Source organism: Actinokineospora diospyrosa (assembly GCF_024171925.1).
GTDB classification, from domain to species: Bacteria; Actinomycetota; Actinomycetes; order Mycobacteriales; family Pseudonocardiaceae; genus Actinokineospora; species Actinokineospora diospyrosa.
In genome coordinates this window covers 26,001-45,106 of record NZ_JAMTCO010000012.1, presented here as the reverse complement: position 1 = coordinate 45,106, position 19,106 = coordinate 26,001, and the positions used below count along the sequence as shown (strand labels likewise).

The window sequence follows — 19,106 nt, the reverse complement described above, 5'->3', positions numbered from 1 at the left end:
TCGGCACGCCGCGTCATCGGGCCAGGCCGATCACCGTGGAATCCGAGCCGGATTCACAGGTAGTCGGCGCCGCCGCGCTCGCGCAGGATCTCGGTCAGCCGCTTGATGTCCTGCGCCCGGTCCCGGTCGCAGACCAGCACCGCGTCCTCGGTGTCGACCACGATCAGGTCCCGCACGCCCAGCGTCGCCACCAGCCGCCCGCCGTTGGGCACCACGATCACGTCCGACCCGTCGACCACCACGGCCCTGCTGTGCCCGGTGCCCGAGGAGAACGACCGGCCGCCCTCGCCGACGTCGGTGCCGAGCAGCCGGACCACGGTCTCGAAGTCGCCGATGTCGCTCCAGCCGAAGTCGCCCGGCACGGTCGCGACCTTGCCCTCCTCGGCGGCGGGCTCCATCACCGCGTACTCCACGGCCACCTTCGGCACCGTCGGCCACAGGTCGGCGAGCACGTCCTCCTGCTCGTCGGTGTCCCACGCCGCCGCGATCGAGGCGATCGGGCCAGCCACGTCCGGCCTGCGCGCGGCCAGCTCGGCCAGGAACAGGTCCGTCCGCCAGACGAACATGCTGGCGTTCCACAGGTACGCGCCCGACTCCACGTACCGCGACGCCACCTCCAGCGACGGCTTCTCCTTGAACTCCAGCACCGGCTGGATCACCCCGCGCTCGGCGGGGGCGCTCAGCTGCAGGTAGCCGTAGCCGGTCTCCGGACGGGTCGGCGTGATGCCGATCGTCATCAGGTAGCCCTCGCGCGCACCGGCCACCGCGCGGTCGACCGTCCGCGCGAACTCGTCGGTGTCGGTGATCAGGTGGTCCGCGGCGAACGAGGCCATCACCGCGCCCGGGCTGCGCCGCTCGATCACCGCGGCGGCCAGCGCGATCGCCGCGCACGAGTCCCTGGCGAACGGCTCGACCAGGATGTTGCGGTCGGGCAGGTCCGGCAGCTGCCTGGCCACCCCGGCCGCGTGCGCGGTCCCGGTGACCACCAGCAGCCGCTCCGGCGGGGCGAGCGGGGTCAGCCGGTCGAAGGTCGCCTGCAGCAGCGAGCGGTCCGTGCCGGTGAGCGCGTGCAGGAACTTGGGGTTGCCCGCGCGCGACAGCGGCCACAGGCGGGTCCCGCTGCCGCCCGCGGGAACGACTACGAAGAGTTCTGACAGCGTCACTGGCGCGAGTCCTCGGTGCTGGGGGGCTGGAGCACGTGGCGTCAACTGTAACCAACCGGCCGGTACGGTCGCCGTGATGACGTCCACCCGCGCTTGGTGCCCCGACTACCCGCTCGACCTCGCCCAGGTCCTGCGGCCGTTGCGGCGCGGCTCCGACGACCCGGTGTTCCGCCAGGACGCCGCCGGGGTGTGGCTGGCCGCGAACACCGCCGCGGGCCCCGGCACGCTGCAGCTCACCGGGCGGACCGGCGAGGTCCGCGCCAGCGCCTGGGGGCCCGGCGCCGACGCGCTGCTCGACGGGGTGCCCGCGTTGCTGGGCGCAGAAGACGACGACACCGGGTTCGAGCCGCTGCACCCGCTGGTCGCCCAGGCCAGGCGCGGCCTCCCCGGGATCCGGCTGGGCGCGACCGGTCGGGTGTGGGACGTGCTGCTGGCCGCGGTGCTGGAGCAGAAGGTGACCGGCCGGGAGGCCAGGCAGTCCTGGCGCGAGTTGGCCAGGCGCTTCGGCGAACCCGCGCCGGGGCCGGTGCCCGCCGGGATGTTCGTCCCGCCGACCCCGACCGCCGTCCTCGGGATCCCGGACTGGGAGTGGCACCGGGCTGGTGTCGACTCGGCGCGGCGGCGGGCGATCATCGCCGCGGCCCAGGTGGCCGGGCGGTTGGAGAACGCGGCGGTGCTGCGCGGGGTGGCGGGCCGGTTGCTGCTGCGCAAGGTGCCGGGGATCGGCGTGTGGACCGCCGCCGAGGTCGCCCAGCGGGCCTGGGGCGACCCGGACGCGGTGAGCGTCGGCGACTTCCACATCCCGGCGATCGTCGGGTACGCGCTCACCGGCCGCAAGACCGACGACCGGGGGATGCTCGAACTGCTCGCGCCCTACGCGCCGCACCGGCAGCGGGTGGTGCGCTACATCGAGGCGAGCGGGTTCGCCAAACCCCGCTTCGGCCCGCGGCTTTCGGCGAAGGACTACCGCCGGATGTGACCGGGGATCGCGATCTCCACCGGGATCACGCAGTTGTCCCAGTCGTCGTGCGCGAAACCGAGCGCGCGGCGGACGCGCCTGCGGGCGGTCAGCAGGCTGTTGGCGTAACAGGACGGCCCGGTGGACTGGTCCAATTCCGCGATCTCGTGCGGCGGCAGGTTCGCGATGGCCAGCGAATACCAGTGCAGCGCCTCCTGCTTGTCCCCGCGCGTGGTGTGCAGTTCGGCGGCGAGTTCGCACGGCGCCGGGAAAACCGGCAGTTCGGTGCGCAGCGTCTCCAGCTGGGTGACCGCGTCGTCGTAGCGGCCCAGCTCGAACAGCAGGTCCGCCAGGGCGACCCTGGCGAAACCGCGGTCCTCCCCGCCGAGCGCGATGGCCTCGTCCAGGTAACCGATCGCCGCGTTCGGCTCGCCAGCCCCGCGCTTGGCGTGCGCCGCCTCCAGCAGGACGTCGCCGCGGTCGTCGTAGCGCAGCAGCCAGGCGAATTCATCGGTCATGGGGTAAAAGCTAGCAACCGGGAAAAGCCCGCGACAGTTCGGACACGCAATTCCGTCGGCAAAATAAAAACAATTCTTCACCCGGTCCGGGGAAGGCCCCACCGCATTGTCACCTCATAAGGTGAACTCAACGCAGAACGGCGAGGATCGGGTCGATTTCCCGGCCGCCATCGGGTAATGCGTCCACCGGCCACCAGCGCAGGTCGAGCGACTCGGCGCTGCGCACCGGGATCGCCCCGGCTGGCGCCCGCACCGCGAACCGCACGTCGAAGTGCCGGGTCGGCACCCCCAGCGAGCAGGTGATCGGGTGCACGTCCACGTGCAGCGGCACCGGATCGATGCGCAGCCCGGCGATCCCGGACTCCTCCGTCGCCTCCCGCAGCGCCGCCCCGGCCAGCGTCCGGTCCGACGGCTCGCAGTGCCCGCCCAGCTGCAGCCACCGGCCCACCCTCGGGTGCAGCGTCAGCAGCACCTGCTCACCCCGGGCGTCGAACACCAGGGCCGACGCGGTGATGTGCCCCGGCTCGCACGAGCGCAGGCACGCGTCCGGCCGGGCGAGCAGGAACCCCAGGTACGCCTGCCGCAGCGACTCCTGGGCGGGGTCACCTGGGCGCCAAGCGGACATCGTCGCGACCGCGTCGGGGTGCGGGCTCACAGTTCCAGCAACTCCTCGTCCCGCGGCTCGCGCGGGGTCAGCTCCTGCGGGGGCCGCCCGACCGCGACCGCGCCGAGGGGTTCCCAGGTCGCGGGCAGCCCCAGCACCGAGCGCACCACGTCCGGGCAGAAGATCGTCGAGGATACCCAGCACGACCCCAGGCCCTCCGCGGCGAGGGCGACCAGCAGCCCCTGCACCGCGGCGCCACCGGCGACGGTGAACATGGTCCGCTCGGCGTCCGCGCGCCCGGCGTCGGCGTACTCGTGCGCGCCGTCGCGGACCAGGAACGGCAGCACGATCTCCGGCGCGCGCACCAGCAGGTCCCCGCGCGCGACCCGGCGGGCGATCGCGGCGTCGGCCAGGCCGTCACCGCGCAGGTCCGACTCCCACGCCGCCCGCATCGCGGCGAGCAGGTCCGCCCGCCGCTCGGTCAGCCGCACGAACCGCACCGGGCGGGTGTGGTGCGGGGCGGGCGCGGTCAGCGCCGCGGCCACCGCGCGCCGGATACCGCCGACGTCGACCGGCTCGTCGGCGAACGAGCGCAGCGACCGCCGCAGCAGCACCGCCTCCCGCCGCCCCCGGGTGATCGCCTCGGCCGTGCCCAGCCGGAACAGGTCCTCCTCGACCGGGCGGACCAGGTCGCGCGCGCTGGACCCGTCGTCGCCGATCTCCAGGCCGCGCACGACCGCGACCGGCACCCCGCCGAGCTTGCCCTTCACCAGGTCCGCCGCCGAGGCCACCTCGTCGGCGACCGCGACCAGGGTCACCGCCAGCTCGTTGCCCTGCGAGTCGACCGCGCCCGCGTACGAGTGCAGCGCGCGCAGCCCGGACACCCCGATCGCCGCGTCGGTCTGCCCGACCCGCCACGCCCGGCCCATGGTGTCGGTCACCACGACCGCCACCTCCACGCCGAGCCGCTCGCGCAGCCCGTTGCGCAGGGCCAGCGCCGAGGCGTCCGGGTCGGCGGGCAGCAGCGCGATCTCGTCGCGGGCGACGTTGGACGCGTCCACCCCGGAGGCCGCCTGCACAACGCCGATCCGCTTGTTCACCGTGATCAGCGTCTGGCCCCTGGCCGCGATGACCCGCTCGGCCTCCTCCAGCACCGCCCGCCGCCGCGCAGCGTCGCGCTCGAGCGGGTCGCTGGGCACCCGGTACAGCCGCCCCTCCACTTTGGACACGACCTTGCTGGTGACCACCACGACGTCGCCGGAGCGCAGCCAGGGCGCCGCGGCGACCAGTGCCCCGGTGAGGTCGTCGCCGGGGCGGAACTCGGGCAGCCCGCGCACCGGCAGGACCTCGACCGACCCCCTGGCGCCGTGCTCAGCCAACCCCGACCCCGTTCAGCTCGACCCCGCCCAGCTCCACCGCGGCCCGCACCATCGCCGCCGTGGCGTCCACATCGGACATCAGCAGCGGAACCGCCCGCACGGCGACCCCGGGGACGTCGGCCTTGTCACCCGCGGCGACCAGCCAGCCGTCGAGCACGCCGTTCTCCGAGCACGCCCGCGACCCGTAGTGCCGACCGACGGCCTCCGCCGAGCTCTCCAGCCCGATCGCCTCCAGGCAGGCGTCCGCCATGCCGCGCACCGGCTTGCCGCCGATGATCGGCGACACCCCCACCACCGGCGCCTCGGTCTTGCGCAGCGCCGTGCGCACGCCGGGCACGGCGAGCACCGTGCCGACGCTCACCACCGGGTTCGACGGCGCCAGCAGCACGACGTCGGCCGCGGAGATCGCCTCGACCACACCGGGCCCCGGCGTCGACTCGTCCGCGCCGACCGGCACGATCGAGCGCGCCCTCGGCTCCGCGCGGTAGCGGACCCACCACTCCTGGAAGTGCACCGCCTTGCGCTCGCCGGTGCCCGGTTCGTCGATGACCACGTGTGTTTCGACACGGTCGTCGGTCATCGGGAGTAACCGGACCCCGGGCTTCCACCGGTCGCACAGCGCCGCGGTGACGTCCGAGAGCTCGTAGCCCGCGCGCATCATCCTGGTGCGCACGAGGTGGGTGGCGATGTCCTTGTCGCCGAGGCCGAACCACTCCGGCTCGGCGCCGTAGGCGGCCAGTTCCGCCTTCACCGCCCAGCTCTCCCCGGTGCGACCCCAACCGCGCTCGGTGTCGCTACCCCCACCGAGGGTGTACATGCACGAGTCGAGGTCCGGGCAGATCCGCAGACCGTGCAGCCAGATGTCGTCCGCGGTGTTCACGATCGCGGTGATCTCGTGCTCACTGGGCGAGTCGGGCTCGCCGACCGGCGGCAACCCCAAGAGCTTCTTGACGCCGAGCAGGAACCGGGCTCCCCCGACCCCGCCGACGACTACCACTACCTTCACGGTCGGCGATCCTCGCAAGTCTGGTCGGCGGCAGGTCTACCCCACCGCCGAGAGATGGTTTTCACGTTTAGTCTGCCCGCGCGGGCTTTAGCGTTCGTTTAGCGCCAGAAGAAGAACGCGTACTCGCCGTACATCGCGTAGAGCTCGTTCCCGCCGATCGCGCCGTAGAACGCCTGCACCACGTCCCAGAACACCGTGCTCGCCCCCGGCACGCCGATCAGCACGGCGAACAGGATCAACGGCGCCCACTGCCTGGCCTTGGCGCCGAACCGGCGCGCCTCGTAGGACAGGTACGGCTCGATCGCGCCCCACCCGTCCAGGCCGGGCACCGGCAGGATGTTGAGCACGAACGCGGCCAGCTGCAGCAGCGCCAGGAACGACAGGCCCCAGGCGATCCCGGGGGCTGGCTCGAACACGTTCACCGAGATCGCCAGCAGGATCGCGATCACCACGTTGGCGAACGGTCCGGCCAGGGACACGGCTGAGTCCACCGCTCGGGACCGCAGCGCGTTGTGGTTGATCCACACCGCCCCGCCGGGCAGCGGGATGCCGCCGATCGCCAGGAACAGCAGCGGCAGCAGCAGGCTCAGCACCGGGTCGGTGTAGCGGCGCGGGTCGAGTGTGAGGTAGCCCTTGAAGTAGACCTCGCGGTCGCCGCCGCGGAAGGCGACGATCGCGTGGCCGAACTCGTGCAGGCACAGTGACACCGCCCACCCGCCGAGCACGAGCACGAACACCCCAGCTCGCAGCGCTGTCTCGCCCTCGAGGAGGGTCAGCAGCGCGCCCCCCGCGGTGAGCACGAGGAGCGCGAGGAAGACCGGTGACGGGCGGACCGCTGATCGCTGCACCACCCCAGTGTGGCAATGTCGGTCGGTTGGCGGGCGACCGGACCGCCGATCGCCGCGGTTTCGGCAGGTACACGATCGGGTACGGGGAGCGCATATCCCATCACCCGCTCGGGGGCCGCGCTTGACCCGCCGCGGAGACACGGGTGTAATCACATCGATGTCATTCGCCACGGGGACGGCCTATGGCATCCGCCAGCCGGGGAGTGCGGAAGGCGAGGAGGCGGGCGATCATGCAGGGATTGGGTGACGGGGGCCGCGTCGTGGAGTGGGGCGAGCGGTCGACAGAGGACCTCGGGGTGTTCTCCGGGTTCTTCGACGAGACCGAGGAGCAGGAGTGGCAGGAGCGCGCCCTGTGCGCGCAGACCGACCCCGAGGCGTTCTTCCCGGAGAAGGGCGGCTCGACCAGGGAGGCCAAGCGGATCTGCCTCGGTTGCGAGGTCCGCTCGGAGTGCTTGGAGTACGCCTTGGCGCACGACGAGCGGTTCGGCATCTGGGGCGGTCTGTCCGAACGGGAGCGGCGGAAGTTGAAGAAGCGCGCGGTCTAGCCGCGGCCCGGGTCGACCTGCGTCGGCCCGGTCGTGCTGGTGGTGCGCTCGAACCGAGGGCCTGACTGGGGAGTCCGGGCTCAAGGTGATCGCGGGAATCGTCGATAACGCGGGCTGAACCGCCCGCGCTTCACACGGTCCAGCGCGTCTCGTCGTACGGTGGGCGGCCAATGGCCCGCGAACGAGGGAGGTGTGCCGGTCCGTGCCCCCCCGGTCCCGGTCGGCACTGGCGCGCGGTGGTCCCGTGCTGCGCACGGCGCCGGTGCTCGCTGTCCTGGTCTGCCACGACGGTGCCGAGTGGCTGCGGCCCGCGCTGTCGGCGCTGCGCCACTCCAGCCCCCGGCCGCGGCACGTGATCGCCGTGGACACCGGGTCAACCGACGGCACCGCCGCGCTGCTCGAGGCCGCGCTGAGCGGACCGGACCAGGTCGTCGACGGTGTGCTCGCGCTGGACCGCGCCACCGGGTTCGCCGACGCGGTGCACGCCGCCGTGGCGCACGCCGTCGAGCGCTGGGGCGACCCGGGCGGCTGGATCTGGTTGCTGCACGACGATTGCGCGCCCGACCCGGACTGCCTGGCCACGCTGCTGCTCGCCGCCGAGGTCTCGCCGTCGGCCGGGGTGCTCGGGCCGCTGGTCGTGGACTGGCAGGACCCCCGGCTGGTGGTCGAGGCCGGACTGTCCACCGACGCGTCCGGGCACCGGCAGACCGGGGTCGGTCCGTCCGAACTGGACTGGCTGCGGCTGGGGCGCGGCACCGACCGCTCGGTCGAGCGGGCCACTTCCGAGCAGACCGGCTTCGAGCAGACCAGCTTTGAGCAGACGGCGTTTGAGCAGAGGGCGTTCGAGCAGACGACAGAGGTGCTGGCGGTGTCCTCGGCGGGCATGCTGGTGCGCCGCTCGGTGTGGGACGCGCTGGGCGGGTTCGACCGGGCGCTGGGGCTCTACGGCGAGGACGTCGACCTGGGCTGGCGGGCGAACCAGGCCGGTCACGTGGTCCTGTGTGTCCCCCCGGCGCGGATCCGGCACGCCCGTGCGGCGTCCACCCGCCGCCGACGGGTCGACACCGGGTCCGCCCGGCTCGGGTCCACACCGCGGGCGCTGGCGCGGGGGCACGGTCTGCGGACGTTCCTGGTGAACTGCTCCACGGCGTCGTTCCTGGTGGGGGTGCCCCGGCTCGGCGCGCTGTGTCTGGTGCGGGCCTTGGGTTTCGCAATGCAACGCAGGGTGGCCGAGTCGCGCGCGGAGCTGCGGGCGGTGGCGTACCTGCTCGGCGGCGGCGCCGGTTTGCGCGCCGCGCGGGCGGAGCGGGCCGCGCGGGGCCAGCGGTCCGGCAGCGTGCGGGGCTTGTTCACCAGCCGTTCCACCAGGCTGCGCAACGCCGTGCGCGGCGCGGTGTCGACCATGGTCCGCAGGCGGGTCGCGGCTGACGCGGCGTTGGGGCGGCTGCCGAGCGACTACGACCCGGCGGCGGTGTGGCTGCCGCCCGCAGCGGTGCCCCGGCCGCCGGTGAGCCCGGACGTCCTGCCCGCGGGTGTGGGCGGTCGCCCGCGGCGGGCCGGGCTGCGCCGACCGGAGAAGGCGATCGCGGTGCCGCTGGTGCTCGAGGGCGGCGAGCGGCCGACCGGGCTGCGGCCCAGCCCGGGGCCGCGACCGTCGCCGGTTCGCCGGGACGGGACGACGCCGGTGCCCGCGCCGGAGACGGTGTTGGTGCGCGTCGACCGCGGCCGGGTGTTGCGGCAGATCGCGTTGGCGCCGCCGCTGCTGCTGCTCCTCGGACTGGTCGCTCTCGCGTTCGCGGTGAACGCGGGCAGGCTTGGCGTGGACCTGGCGGGTGGGCGGTTATCGCCGGTCGGGTCGCTCGACCAGGTGTGGTCTGAGTACCTGGCGACATGGCACGGGGTCGCGGGCGGGACTGCTGCTCCCGCGCCGACGGCGTTGGCCGTGCTCGGCGCGCTTGGAGCGGTCTTCGCACCCGTAGGCGGTCCGCAGGTCGTCGTCGCGCTGCTGTTCCTCGCTGATTTGCCGCTGGCAGGCCTAAGTGCGTATATGGCGACCAGGCGGGCGCCGGTGCGTAGGTGGGTGCGGGCACTGCTCGCGCTCGGGTACGCCCTACTGCCGCCCGCGACCGCTGCTGTGGCGCAAGGCAGGCTCGACGCGGTCGTGGTGCACATCTTGCTGCCGTTGGTGGCCTCCGGGGTCGCCGCGCTGATCGGGCGCAACCGGGTCGGTGAGGGTTCCTGGCTGTCGACGGCAGCGGGAACGGCACTCGGGTTGGCGGCCATCGGTGCCTTCTCTCCCTTGACCCACCTGACGCTGGTCGCCATGGCCCTCGGCGGGTTCGTCCTCGTCCCCGGTGGCGGTACCCGGCGTGGGGCGGCTCTCTTCTTGCTGGTGCTCATGCCGTTGGCGTTGCTGCTGCCGTGGCCTGCTGTGGTTATCCAGCACCCCGGGGTCGTCTTGCACGGCTTGGGTTCACTGGTCGATACGCCTACCGCCTCGCTGATAGACCTAGCGAGCCTCAACGCGGGTGGGCCGGGGGCATGGTCGTTCGTCGGGTTCGCGGTTCTTGCGGCTGTCATCGTCGGTATCGCTGTCGGCGCTAGGCGGGCCGTCTTGCCGGGGTTGGCGTTCGCGTTGCTTGGCGCGGCGACCGTCGTGTTGGTGCGGTTGGTGCCTGCGACACCGTTGGGCGGTGGTCCAGCCGTGCCGGGGTGGACCGGTGTCCCACTGCTGATCGTCGGCTGGGGTTTCGTTTGGGCGCTCTTAGGGGCGCTACGGACCAGCCGGGCACCAGTGCGGTGGCCCGCGGTGTTCGCGGGAGCGGCCGCCCTCGGTGTGCTGGCCATTGGTGTGATCATCCCCGGGCGGCAGGGTCCGCTCGACGACACCGGTGGCGAGCGGCTGGCGACCACGCTGACCGCCGAACTCGCCAACACCAACCGGTCCGTGCTCGTCCTGTCCGACCGCGCACCCCGCCAGACCACGGGCCGCTCGCCCCTGTTCGGCGACGACGACCTCGCGCCGACCCCGTCCGCCGGACCACGACTCGCGGGACTCGACCGGGAACTGCGCTCCGGCGACGCCGACCGGGTCCGAACCGCGGTCCTGCGAGCGGCGGCCTCGGGAGTCCTGTTCGTCGTGATCCCCAGGGCCGAGGCCGACGCTTTCCGCGACCGCGCGGGAACCCTGATCGCCGATGCCCCACCGACTTCGACCGGTTCCGCCGTGTTCCGGTTGCTACCGCGCTCCGGTTCGGCCTACCTGCTCTCACCCGATGAGGCACATCTCGCGCTGACAGGCGGGACACCGACCAGCGATGGCGCGGTGCCTGTTGCCGCTGCCCCGCCTCAGGTAGCGGTAAGGGTCTCTGATGGGGCTGAGGGTCGATTGCTGGTCATCACCGCGGAGGAGGAACCCGGGTGGCAGGCCACTGTCGACGGTAGGCCTGTCGCGGTCGTGCGGGCATGGGGGAGCTCGGTCGCGGTGACCGTGCCGACGCGGGCGGCCGAAGTACGCATAGAGCAGCCCACAACGCTGCGCGGGCTGCTGCTGCTCATCCAAGCCGCCGTCGTGCTGTTCGCCCTGCTGACGGCGATCCCGTCCCGGAAGGGTCAGGACTCGCCGTCGATCACCCCCGGGTCCAGGCCGAGGTAGGCGGCGACCTGCTCCACCAGCACGTCGTGCACCAGGTCGGCGAGGTCCGCGCTGTCCTTGGCGCGCGCCTCCAGCGGCCGCCGGTACAGCACGATCCGCGCCCTGGTCGGCTGGCCGCGCCGGTCGACCCCGGCCCGCACCAGCCGGGCCAGCGGGACCCCGCTGTCGGCGAGCACCCCGTCCGGGGTGTCCGGGGTGACCTCGGGCACATCGTCGACCGCCACGTCGAGCTTGGTCAGCTCGGTGCGCCAGCGCGCCTCGATGGGCTCGAGCGCGTCGAGCACCAATGCGTCGAACTTCTCCGCGCGGGTACTCGCCGCGGGTAGCGTCGAGGGGTACAGCGGCCCGCGCAACCCGCGGCCGTGCCTATCGCGATTGCGTCGTCCGCGCCGCCGGGAACTGCGAGCCGTCACCACCCTGAGCAGGGTACGCGGGTCCCGTGCTGGGCCGGTTGGGCGTGTCGGGGGCGTGTCGTGCGGCACTTGGAGCCCGCGGGCCCGCAAAGGCGCTATGGTCACCGATCGTGCGGAGCGTGCGGCGGTGTTCGCGGACCGGGTGTCTCGACCCGGCCGTAGCCACGCTGACCTACGCCTACGCCGAGTCCACGGCCGTCGTCGGGCCGCTGGCGACCTACTCCGAACCGCACAGCTACGACCTGTGCGAGGAGCACGCGCTGCGCCTCACCGTCCCGCGCGGCTGGGAGGTCGTCCGCCACGACGGCGCGTTCGCCCTCCCGGAACCCTCGGTCGACGACCTCACCGCGCTGGCCGAGGCCGTGCGCGAGGCGGGTCGGGTGGACCGCCCGGTGGAGCAGGTCGACCCGGGCGCCGGTGCCGCGGGCAGGCGGGGTCACCTCCGGGTACTCCCAGACCCCATCAACGACTGAGACACTCCCTCCCACCACCCACCGACATTCCCTCCCGCCACCCGCCCCCTCTTCCCCACCCGGCATCGTTCCCGGCTTGGCGGTTCGGCCCCGGTGTCGTGCACAACCCGGTGAAGATCCCCGTCCCGGAGACGCTGACCGTCGCCCTTCCGCCGCCGCCGGTAGGCTCCTGGCCAGTAGTAGCGGGCGGCTGCCGAGGTCTCCTGCGCGACCCCTGGGAGTACCCCGTGCGCGACCTGTCCGGTGTCTTCAAGGCGTACGACATCCGCGGCGTGGTGGGCGAGCAGATCGACACCGACCTGGTGCGCGCCATCGGCGCCGCGTTCGCCCGGCTGGTCGGCGGACCCGCCGTGGTGATCGGGTACGACATGCGCGACTCCTCGCCCGGCCTGGCCGAGGCGTTCGGCGACGGGGTCGCCTCGACCGGGGTCGACGTGGTCAACATCGGCCTGGCCAGCACCGACATGCTCTACTTCGCCTCCGGCAGCCTGCAGCTGCCCGGTGCGATGTTCACCGCCAGCCACAACCCGGCCAAGTACAACGGCATCAAGCTCTGCCGCGCCGGTGCCGCCCCCGTCGGCCAGGACTCCGGGCTCACCGAGATCCAGGCCGATGTCGAGGCGGGCGCCCAGCACCCGGTCGCCGAGACCAAGGGCTCGGTCGAGCACAAGGACCTGCTGGCCGAGTACGCCGCCTACCTGCGCAAGCTGGTCGACCTCACCGACATCCGGCCGCTCAAGGTCGTCGTGGACGCGGGCAACGGCATGGGCGGGCACACCGTCCCGAGCGTGTTCGCCGACCTGCCCATCGACGTCGTGCCGATGTACTTCGAGCTCGACGGCAGCTTCCCCAACCACGAGGCCAACCCGCTGGACCCGAAGAACATCGTGGACCTGCAGGCGAAGGTGCGCGAGGTCGGCGCGGACGCGGGCCTGGCCTTCGACGGCGACGCCGACCGCTGCTTCGTGGTGGACGAGAACGGCGACCCGGTCTCGCCCAGCGCCATCACCGCCCTGGTCGCGGTGCGCGAGCTGGCCAAGGACCCGGGCGGCACGGTGATCCACAACCTGATCACCTCCGACGCGGTGCCCGAGATCGTCGCCGAGCACGGCGGCAAGCCGGTGCGCACCAGGGTCGGGCACTCGTTCATCAAGCAGGAGATGGCCCGCACCGGCGCGATCTTCGGCGGCGAGCACTCCGCGCACTACTACTTCCGCGACTTCTGGAAGGCCGACACCGGCATGCTCGCCGCGCTGCACGTGCTCGCGGCGCTGGGCGAGCAGCCGGGCACGCTGTCCGCGCTGACCAGGGAGTTCAACCGCTACGCGGCCTCCGGCGAGATCAACTCCACGGTGACCGACCAGGCCGGTCGGCTGGCGGCGATCCGCGCCGAGTTCGGCGGGCGCACCGGGGTGGAGCTCGACGAGCTCGACGGGCTGACCGTGCGGCTGCCCGGCGGCGGCTGGTTCAACCTGCGCGCCTCCAACACCGAGCCGCTGCTGCGGCTCAACGTGGAGGCGGCCGACGACACCGCCGTCGCCGCGATCCGCGACGAGGTGCTGGCGATCGTGCGCGCTTGAGCTGCGGGAACCGGCACCGGACTGGGACACTGGCAACGAGGAGGACCACCATGGCAGTCACACTGGACCAGCAGCTGTTGGACATCCTCGCCTGCCCGTCCGACGACCACGCCCCGCTGCGGGTCGGCACCCCGGATGATCCCGGGGCCGACGTGCTGACCTGCACCGAGTGCGGCAGGCGCTACCCGGTCACCGACGGGATCCCGGTGCTGCTGCTGGACGAGGCGGAGGACCCCTCCGCCGACCGCCCGACCGCGGCGGCCCAGTGACCGCCGTCCCCGACGACAGCCTCCTCGACGACCTCCCCCGGCTGGGTGAGGCCGACCCGGAGGGCTTGCTGCGCGCCGGGGCCATGGCCGGTGCCCAGGTGCGGGCCACCGCCGAGGCCTCGCTCGAGGCGGGCATCGACCGGCTCGGCGGCCTGCGCCCGCGCGCGGTCGTGCTGATGACCCGCCCCGGCCTGGGGCCCGCGGTGTCGCGGCTGCTGGCCGAGCTGCTGCTGCCCGCGTGCCCGGTGCCGCTGGTGATCACCGACGTCGTCCCGCCGTGGGTCGGCGCGCTCGACGTGGTCATCGCGCACACCGACGACCCGGGCGACGTGCAGCTCGCCGAGGACGTCGACCGCGCGGGCCGCCGCGGCGCCGGTGTCGTGCTCACCGGCCCGGCGGAGGGCCCGGTCGCCGCCGCGGCGGCGGGCAACGGGGTGCTGATCACGCCGCGGCTGCCCATCCGACCCGGGTTCGGCTTCCCGACCGCGTTCACCTCCGGCCTGCTCGCCCTCAAGACCCTCGACCTGCTGCGCTTCGACGCCAATGCGCTCGCCGACGAGCTGGACCGCGAGGCCGAGCGCGACCACCCGCAGCACGAGTCGTTCGTGAACCCGGCCAAGACCCTGGCCCTGCGCCTGGCCGAGCACGCCCCGCTGCTGTGGGGCCTGGACCACGTGGCGACCGCGGTCGGCCGCCACGCCGTGCAGGTGCTCGGCACGCACACCGACCTGGTCTGCGACGTGGTCGGTTTCCCGCAGGCCAACAGCCGCAGCGCGCTGTTCCGCTCGGCCGTGCGCGCCACCTCCGAGCGCGACATCTTCGCCGACCCGGACAACTTCGACGGTCCGGCCGCGCTGCCGCCGCGCGTCGTGCTGCTCGCCGTGCGCGCGCGGCCGGGCGACCCGGTGCGCAGGCAGGCGCACGAGACCCTGCCCGCCGCCGACGTCATCGACCCGGCCGAGGAGATCTCCGCCGACGAGCCGACCCGCGCCGCCGTGCTGGCGCTGCGGTTCGAGCTCGCCGCGCTCTACCTGGGCCTCGCCGCGGGTACCACCGGTGGTTCCGGTAGGTACGCTCCCGCGACCGCGTGAGCCACGGAACGCGGTCATGGCGGGTTCGGGGCCCCGGCTGCCGCGGGTAGCGGCGTCCCGGGTGGCATGAAGGAGTGAGTAATCAGGTGGAGCTGCTGCGCAATGCGGTGCGCCCGTATGCGTGGGGTTCGCGCACGACCATCGCCGAGATGCTCGGCAACCCGGTCCCCGCGCCGCACCCCGAGGCAGAGCTATGGATGGGTGCCCACCCGGGTGACCCGTCCCGGTTCATCGACGACGACGGTGCCGTGCGGTCCCTGCTAGAGAGGATCGACGCCGATCCGCTCGGGCAGCTCGGTGACGCTACCGCGTCGCGGTGGGGCAACCGGCTGCCGTTCCTGCTCAAGATCCTCGCTGTCGAGGAGCCGCTGAGCATGCAAGCGCACCCGTCGGCAGCGCAAGCGGCCGAGGGTTACGCCGCCGAGGAGAAGGCGGGCATAGCGCGGGACGCGGCGAACCGGAACTACCCGGATCCGACCGCCAAACCGGAACTGCTGTGCGCGCTCACCGAGTTCCACGCGCTCGCCGGGTTCCGCGACCCGGTCCGCACGATCGCGCTGCTGGAGCAGCTGCGCACGCCCGGCCTGTCCGCGCACATTGACCTGCTGGTCGGCCAGCCCAACTCCGACGGGCTGCGCGCGCTGTTCACCACCTGGATCACGCTGCCGCAGCCCGCGCTCGAGCGGCTGATGCCGGACCTGATCGACGCCTGCGTCGCGCACATCAAGGCGCACGGCGAGTTCTCCCTGGAGTGCCGCACCGTGCTGGAGCTGGGGGAGAGCTACCCCGGTGACGCGGGCGTGCTGGCCGCGCTGCTGCTCAACCGGTTGGTGCTGAGCCCGGGTGAGGCGATCTACCTGCCCGCCGGGAACCTGCACGCCTACCTGCACGGCACCGGCGTGGAGATCCTGGCCAACTCCGACAACATCCTGCGCGGCGGGCTGACCCCCAAGCACGTCGACGTGCCGGAGCTGCTGAGGGTGCTCGACTTCGGCTGCGGTGACATGCCGGTGTCCACCGGCGAGCGGGTCGGGCGGCTGCTGACCTACCGCACCGACGCCCCCGAGTTCGAGCTGTCCAGGGTGGAGTGGGCCGAGGGCGAGCGCGACCGGGTGCCGGTGCGCGCCGCGCGGCCGCGGATCATGGTCTGCACCGACGGCGCGGTCGAGGTCGGCGGCCGTCGGCTGGGCCGCGGCGAGTCCGCGTGGGTCCCGGCGTCGGACCCGGACCTGGCGCTGACCCCGGTCGGCACGGGCCACACCCGGGTCTTCCTGGCAACCGTGGGCGCCGAGGCGGCGGAGCACGACACGCTCTAGGCTGCCACCCGATCGACCCGACATAACGGACTAGCACCAGGGAGCGACTGTGTCCGCAGGAGGCAGCACCAAGGCCATCCTCGCCGCGTTGGGCGCGAACGCGGGGATCGCCGTGGCCAAGTTCGTCGGCTTCCTGGTCACCGGGTCGTCCTCGATGCTGGCCGAGTCGGTGCACTCGGTCGCCGACACCTCCAACCAGGGCCTGCTGCTGCTCGGGCAGAAGACCTCGCAGCGGCGGGCCACCAAGGAGCACCCGTTCGGCTTCGGCCGCGACCGGTACTTCTACTCGTTCATCGTCGCGCTGATGCTGTTCTCCCTCGGCTCGGTCTTCGCGCTCTACGAGGGCATCCACAAGATCAGCCACCCCGAGGCGCTGACCTCGCCGTGGGTGGCGGTGATCATCCTGGTGCTGGCCATCGGCCTGGAGTCCTACTCGTTCTACACCGCCATCGTCGAGTCCAAGAAGATCAAGGGCGACGCGACCTGGTGGGGCTTCATCCGCCAGTCGCGCACCCCGGAACTGCCGGTCGTGCTGCTGGAGGACGCGGGCGCCCTGCTCGGCCTGGTGCTGGCCCTGCTCGGCGTCGGGATGACCCTGGTGACCGGCGAGCCGGTATGGGACGGCATCGGCACCCTGTGCATCGGCGTGCTGCTCGGCATCATCGCGATCATCCTGATCGTGGAGATGAAGTCGCTGCTGATCGGCGAGGGCGCCACGGCGGCGGAGCTGGCCCGCATCGAGGACGAGCTGGCCACCGGCAAGGTCGAGCGGATCATCCACCTGCGCACCCAGTACCTGGGCCCGGACGAACTCCTCGTCGCCGCCAAGATCGCCCTGCGCCCCGGCCTCCTGATGGAAGACGTCGCCCAGGCGATCGACGACGCGGAAGCCCGAATCCGCGCAGCAGTGCCCGCGGCCCGATTGATCTACCTGGAGCCCGACCTCTACCGCACCTCAGTCAAAGCCTGACCCGATCTGCTGCCTCGGTGACGGCCTGACCCCGCCCTACCCGGGCGCCCGTTCTGCTCCGGTGTCGGGTGGCCTTTCTCGAGTTGTCCACAACCCTTTGACTTGTCCACGGGTTTTTGTGGCCCCTTCTTTCGGGGGCCAGAGCCGGTAGAATGGCATCGGGGCCGCCCCCCGGGACAGGGTGGGGGCTGCGCCCCCGACGTGCGCGCGTGCGAAGCGGGCGATGCGCGGTGCGGTGCTCGGTTGGCTCGGTTGGTCTACCTGGAGCCTGATCCCTACCGCATCTCAGCCCGGGCCTGACCCGATCTGCTCTGCTCGGGCGTCGTGTGGCCGCTCTCCGTGGTCCATAGCCCTTACCCCTTGGCCTGTGCGCGGGCTTTCGCGACCCGGAGGTCGATCCGGCCGAATCGGGGTCGCGCCCGGGGACAGGGTGGGCCAGCGTCCTCGACGTGCGCGGGATGCGCGGGGTGCGGTGCAGGTGGTGGGTGTTCGGCTGGCCTAGCCCGGGAGCTGGATCTCCATCGCACCTCGGTCAATGCCTGACCCGGTTCGTTCTGCTCGGGCGTCAGGTGTCCATTCGCGAGTTGTCCGCTCCCCTTTCGTCTGCGGGGCTAGACCCGACTGAGTGGCATCGGGTCGCGCCCGAGACAAAGCGGGCTGGGCATGCGAAGTGGGCGGTGGGTGTTCGGCTGGCCCGGCTGGCGTACCTGGAGCCCGATCTCTACCGCGCCTCGGTCAAAGCCCGACCCGGTCTGCCCTGGCGCCGGGTGGTCGTTCGCTAGTTGTCCAACCCCTTTGCCCGTCCACAACTCCTTCGGAGTTATCCACAACCCCTTGACCTATCCACGGGTTTTCGCGACCCCTTCCTCCAGGGGCCAGAACCGATAGAATGGCATCGGGGCCGCCCCCCGGGACAGGGTGGGGGCTGCGCCCCCGACGTGCGTGCGTGTGAAGAGGGGCGTGGGGCGGGTGGGGCGGAATACCTATCGCGACGTGGTCCAAGCCTGACTCAGCCCGCCGAGTAGTCGGTTGGCCGCCTCGGGGTGTCCGGCTTCGGTGAGTAGGCCTGCCGGTGCGAGGACGTAGTCGCGGTCGACGGTGATTCGTGCGGTGCGCAGGATTGGGCGTAGTACCGGATCGGCGCGTAGAGACTCTTCGACCTGGGCTAGTGATGCCGGGGTCGCGTGGCGGAAGACGCCGCCGGATAGGACTAGGAGGCCTGCGCCGCGTGGGCCGAGGCGGTTGTCTACCAGGCGCAGGTGTCGCCGGACGGCGATGGTGGCGGCGAGCGCGGCCAGTTGTGTGTCCACTTCAGACTCGTCCGGGGTGGACGGGATGAAGTCGACGTCGGTGGCGCGGCGTTTGGCGGCGGGCAGCAGCGCGTCGTCGGGGAGCAGGTGCTCGGCGCGCGACTCGGTGACGATCCCGGGGGCCGACCAGCGCATGCCGATGTCGCCCTCGACGGTCCTGCGGTCGGCGGGCAGCGCGACGGTGGCGCCCGTCTCCTCCACTGTGGACACCGCGGAGTAGACGTCGGTCGTCGCGCCGCCGACGTCGACGACCAGGACCGCGCCCGGGTCGTCGTCGGTGGCCAGCAGGTGCGCCAGCCGGGAGACGCCGACCAGCACGGCGTCGGGGGTGACGGTGCGGACCAGGGAGCGGAAGCGCTTGCCGCGGGAGAGGCCCTTGCCGCCGATCACGTGCTGGAGGAAGGCCGCGCGGATGGCCTGCCTGGCCGGGCCGGGGTTCAGCTCGCCGACGTCGGGCAGGACGTTGTCGGTGGCGACCACGGTGCGGTCGCTGAGCAGTCCCAGCGCCTTGGCGCGGGCGTGGGCGTTGCCCGCGAGGACGATCGGGACGCTGATGCGGTTCTCCGCCAGCCTGCGCGCGTTGTGCAGCAGCACGCTCTCGTCGCCGCCGTCCGTGCCGCCGACCAGCAGCACCACGTCGGGGCGGTCCGCGCGCAGGGGCCGCAGGCTCTCGACCGCGCCCGCGCTGACGTGCACGACCTTTGCGCCCGCGGAGAGCGCGACCCGGTAGCCCGCCTCGGCGCTGACCAGCCGTTCTTGGCCGACGACCGCGAGCCGCAGGCCACCGCCCGCGGAGGAGCACGCGAGGACCTCGGCGCCGGGCGGTGCACCCAGCGCCGAGGTCACGGCCGCGATCCCGGTGAGGACCTCAGGTGGCGTCGTCGCGTGCTGGGCGGTGCCCAGCAGTTCGCCGTCGGGGGCGATCAAGGCGCCCTTGGTCCAGGTCGATCCGACGTCGAGGCACAGCACTCCGGCGGCGGGCGGTGGCGGCGAAGCGGGCACGAGGGG

17 protein-coding genes are annotated in these 19,106 nt (G+C 72.8%); 9 read left to right on the top strand and 8 right to left on the bottom strand.

Annotated elements, in window-relative coordinates:
- Positions 1-53 precede the first annotated feature (53 nt).
- Positions 54-1,163: a mannose-1-phosphate guanylyltransferase gene (locus LV75_RS23875; protein WP_253889224.1), complete on the bottom strand. Its 1,110-nt coding sequence runs from the start codon at positions 1,161-1,163 to the stop codon at positions 54-56.
- Between the two features lie 76 nt (positions 1,164-1,239).
- Here LV75_RS23875 and LV75_RS23870 point away from each other — a divergent pair, with 76 nt between their 5' ends.
- Positions 1,240-2,142, top strand: coding sequence for a DNA-3-methyladenine glycosylase family protein (locus LV75_RS23870; protein ID WP_253889223.1), 903 nt, complete (start codon positions 1,240-1,242; stop codon positions 2,140-2,142).
- Here LV75_RS23870 and LV75_RS23865 read toward each other — a convergent pair.
- From LV75_RS23865 to LV75_RS23845, 5 genes are all read right to left on the bottom strand, one after another.
- Positions 2,127-2,639, bottom strand: a complete 513-nt coding sequence (locus tag LV75_RS23865; protein WP_253889222.1) for a tetratricopeptide repeat protein — start codon at positions 2,637-2,639, stop codon at positions 2,127-2,129. The genes LV75_RS23870 and LV75_RS23865 overlap by 16 nt on opposite strands.
- Before the next feature lie 127 nt (positions 2,640-2,766).
- Positions 2,767-3,294, bottom strand: a complete 528-nt coding sequence (locus tag LV75_RS23860; protein WP_253889221.1) for an NUDIX hydrolase — start codon at positions 3,292-3,294, stop codon at positions 2,767-2,769.
- Positions 3,291-4,622 (bottom strand): coenzyme F420-0:L-glutamate ligase, encoded by a 1,332-nt coding sequence (locus LV75_RS23855; protein WP_253889220.1) that lies wholly within the window; start codon positions 4,620-4,622, stop codon positions 3,291-3,293. The genes LV75_RS23860 and LV75_RS23855 overlap by 4 nt, the downstream gene beginning before the upstream one ends.
- On the bottom strand, positions 4,615-5,628 hold the full coding sequence (cofD, locus tag LV75_RS23850) for a 2-phospho-L-lactate transferase (RefSeq protein ID WP_253889219.1): 1,014 nt from the start codon (positions 5,626-5,628) through the stop codon (positions 4,615-4,617). The genes LV75_RS23855 and cofD overlap by 8 nt, the downstream gene beginning before the upstream one ends.
- A 98-nt stretch (positions 5,629-5,726) precedes the next feature.
- Positions 5,727-6,476 (bottom strand): site-2 protease family protein, encoded by a 750-nt coding sequence (locus tag LV75_RS23845; RefSeq protein ID WP_253889218.1) that lies wholly within the window; start codon positions 6,474-6,476, stop codon positions 5,727-5,729.
- Between the two features lie 230 nt (positions 6,477-6,706).
- Between LV75_RS23845 and LV75_RS23840 the strand changes: the two genes are divergently transcribed.
- Positions 6,707-7,021 (top strand): WhiB family transcriptional regulator, encoded by a 315-nt coding sequence (locus LV75_RS23840; protein WP_239573246.1) that lies wholly within the window; start codon positions 6,707-6,709, stop codon positions 7,019-7,021.
- 244 nt (positions 7,022-7,265) lie between these two features.
- Positions 7,266-10,676 carry a glycosyltransferase gene (locus tag LV75_RS23835; protein ID WP_308211031.1) on the top strand — a complete coding sequence of 1,137 codons (3,411 nt, stop codon included), beginning with the start codon at positions 7,266-7,268 and terminating at the stop codon, positions 10,674-10,676.
- Here LV75_RS23835 and LV75_RS23830 read toward each other — a convergent pair.
- On the bottom strand, positions 10,634-11,092 hold the full coding sequence (locus tag LV75_RS23830) for a metallopeptidase family protein (protein ID WP_204448825.1): 459 nt from the start codon (positions 11,090-11,092) through the stop codon (positions 10,634-10,636). The two genes, LV75_RS23835 and LV75_RS23830, sit on opposite strands and share 43 nt — an antisense overlap.
- Before the next feature lie 107 nt (positions 11,093-11,199).
- Between LV75_RS23830 and LV75_RS23825 the strand changes: the two genes are divergently transcribed.
- From LV75_RS23825 to LV75_RS23800, 6 genes are all read left to right on the top strand, one after another.
- Positions 11,200-11,562, top strand: a complete 363-nt coding sequence (locus tag LV75_RS23825) for a DUF3499 domain-containing protein (RefSeq protein ID WP_253889217.1) — start codon at positions 11,200-11,202, stop codon at positions 11,560-11,562.
- 227 nt (positions 11,563-11,789) lie between these two features.
- Positions 11,790-13,142, top strand: a complete 1,353-nt coding sequence (locus LV75_RS23820) for a phosphomannomutase/phosphoglucomutase (RefSeq protein WP_253889429.1) — start codon at positions 11,790-11,792, stop codon at positions 13,140-13,142.
- Positions 13,143-13,192: 50 nt separating this feature from the next.
- Positions 13,193-13,411: a Trm112 family protein gene (locus tag LV75_RS23815; RefSeq protein WP_253889216.1), complete on the top strand. Its 219-nt coding sequence runs from the start codon at positions 13,193-13,195 to the stop codon at positions 13,409-13,411.
- On the top strand, positions 13,408-14,502 hold the full coding sequence (locus LV75_RS23810) for an SIS domain-containing protein (protein ID WP_253889215.1): 1,095 nt from the start codon (positions 13,408-13,410) through the stop codon (positions 14,500-14,502). The genes LV75_RS23815 and LV75_RS23810 overlap by 4 nt, the downstream gene beginning before the upstream one ends.
- An 86-nt stretch (positions 14,503-14,588) precedes the next feature.
- Positions 14,589-15,818 (top strand): mannose-6-phosphate isomerase, class I, encoded by a 1,230-nt coding sequence (gene manA, locus LV75_RS23805; protein WP_253889427.1) that lies wholly within the window; start codon positions 14,589-14,591, stop codon positions 15,816-15,818.
- 49 nt (positions 15,819-15,867) lie between these two features.
- Positions 15,868-16,788: a cation diffusion facilitator family transporter gene (locus LV75_RS23800; RefSeq protein ID WP_253889214.1), complete on the top strand. Its 921-nt coding sequence runs from the start codon at positions 15,868-15,870 to the stop codon at positions 16,786-16,788.
- A 983-nt stretch (positions 16,789-17,771) separates the two neighbouring features.
- Here the strand turns inward: LV75_RS23800 and LV75_RS23795 are convergent.
- Positions 17,772-19,100 carry a glutamate mutase L gene (locus LV75_RS23795; RefSeq protein ID WP_253889213.1) on the bottom strand — a complete coding sequence of 443 codons (1,329 nt, stop codon included), beginning with the start codon at positions 19,098-19,100 and terminating at the stop codon, positions 17,772-17,774.
- Positions 19,101-19,106 lie beyond the last annotated feature (6 nt).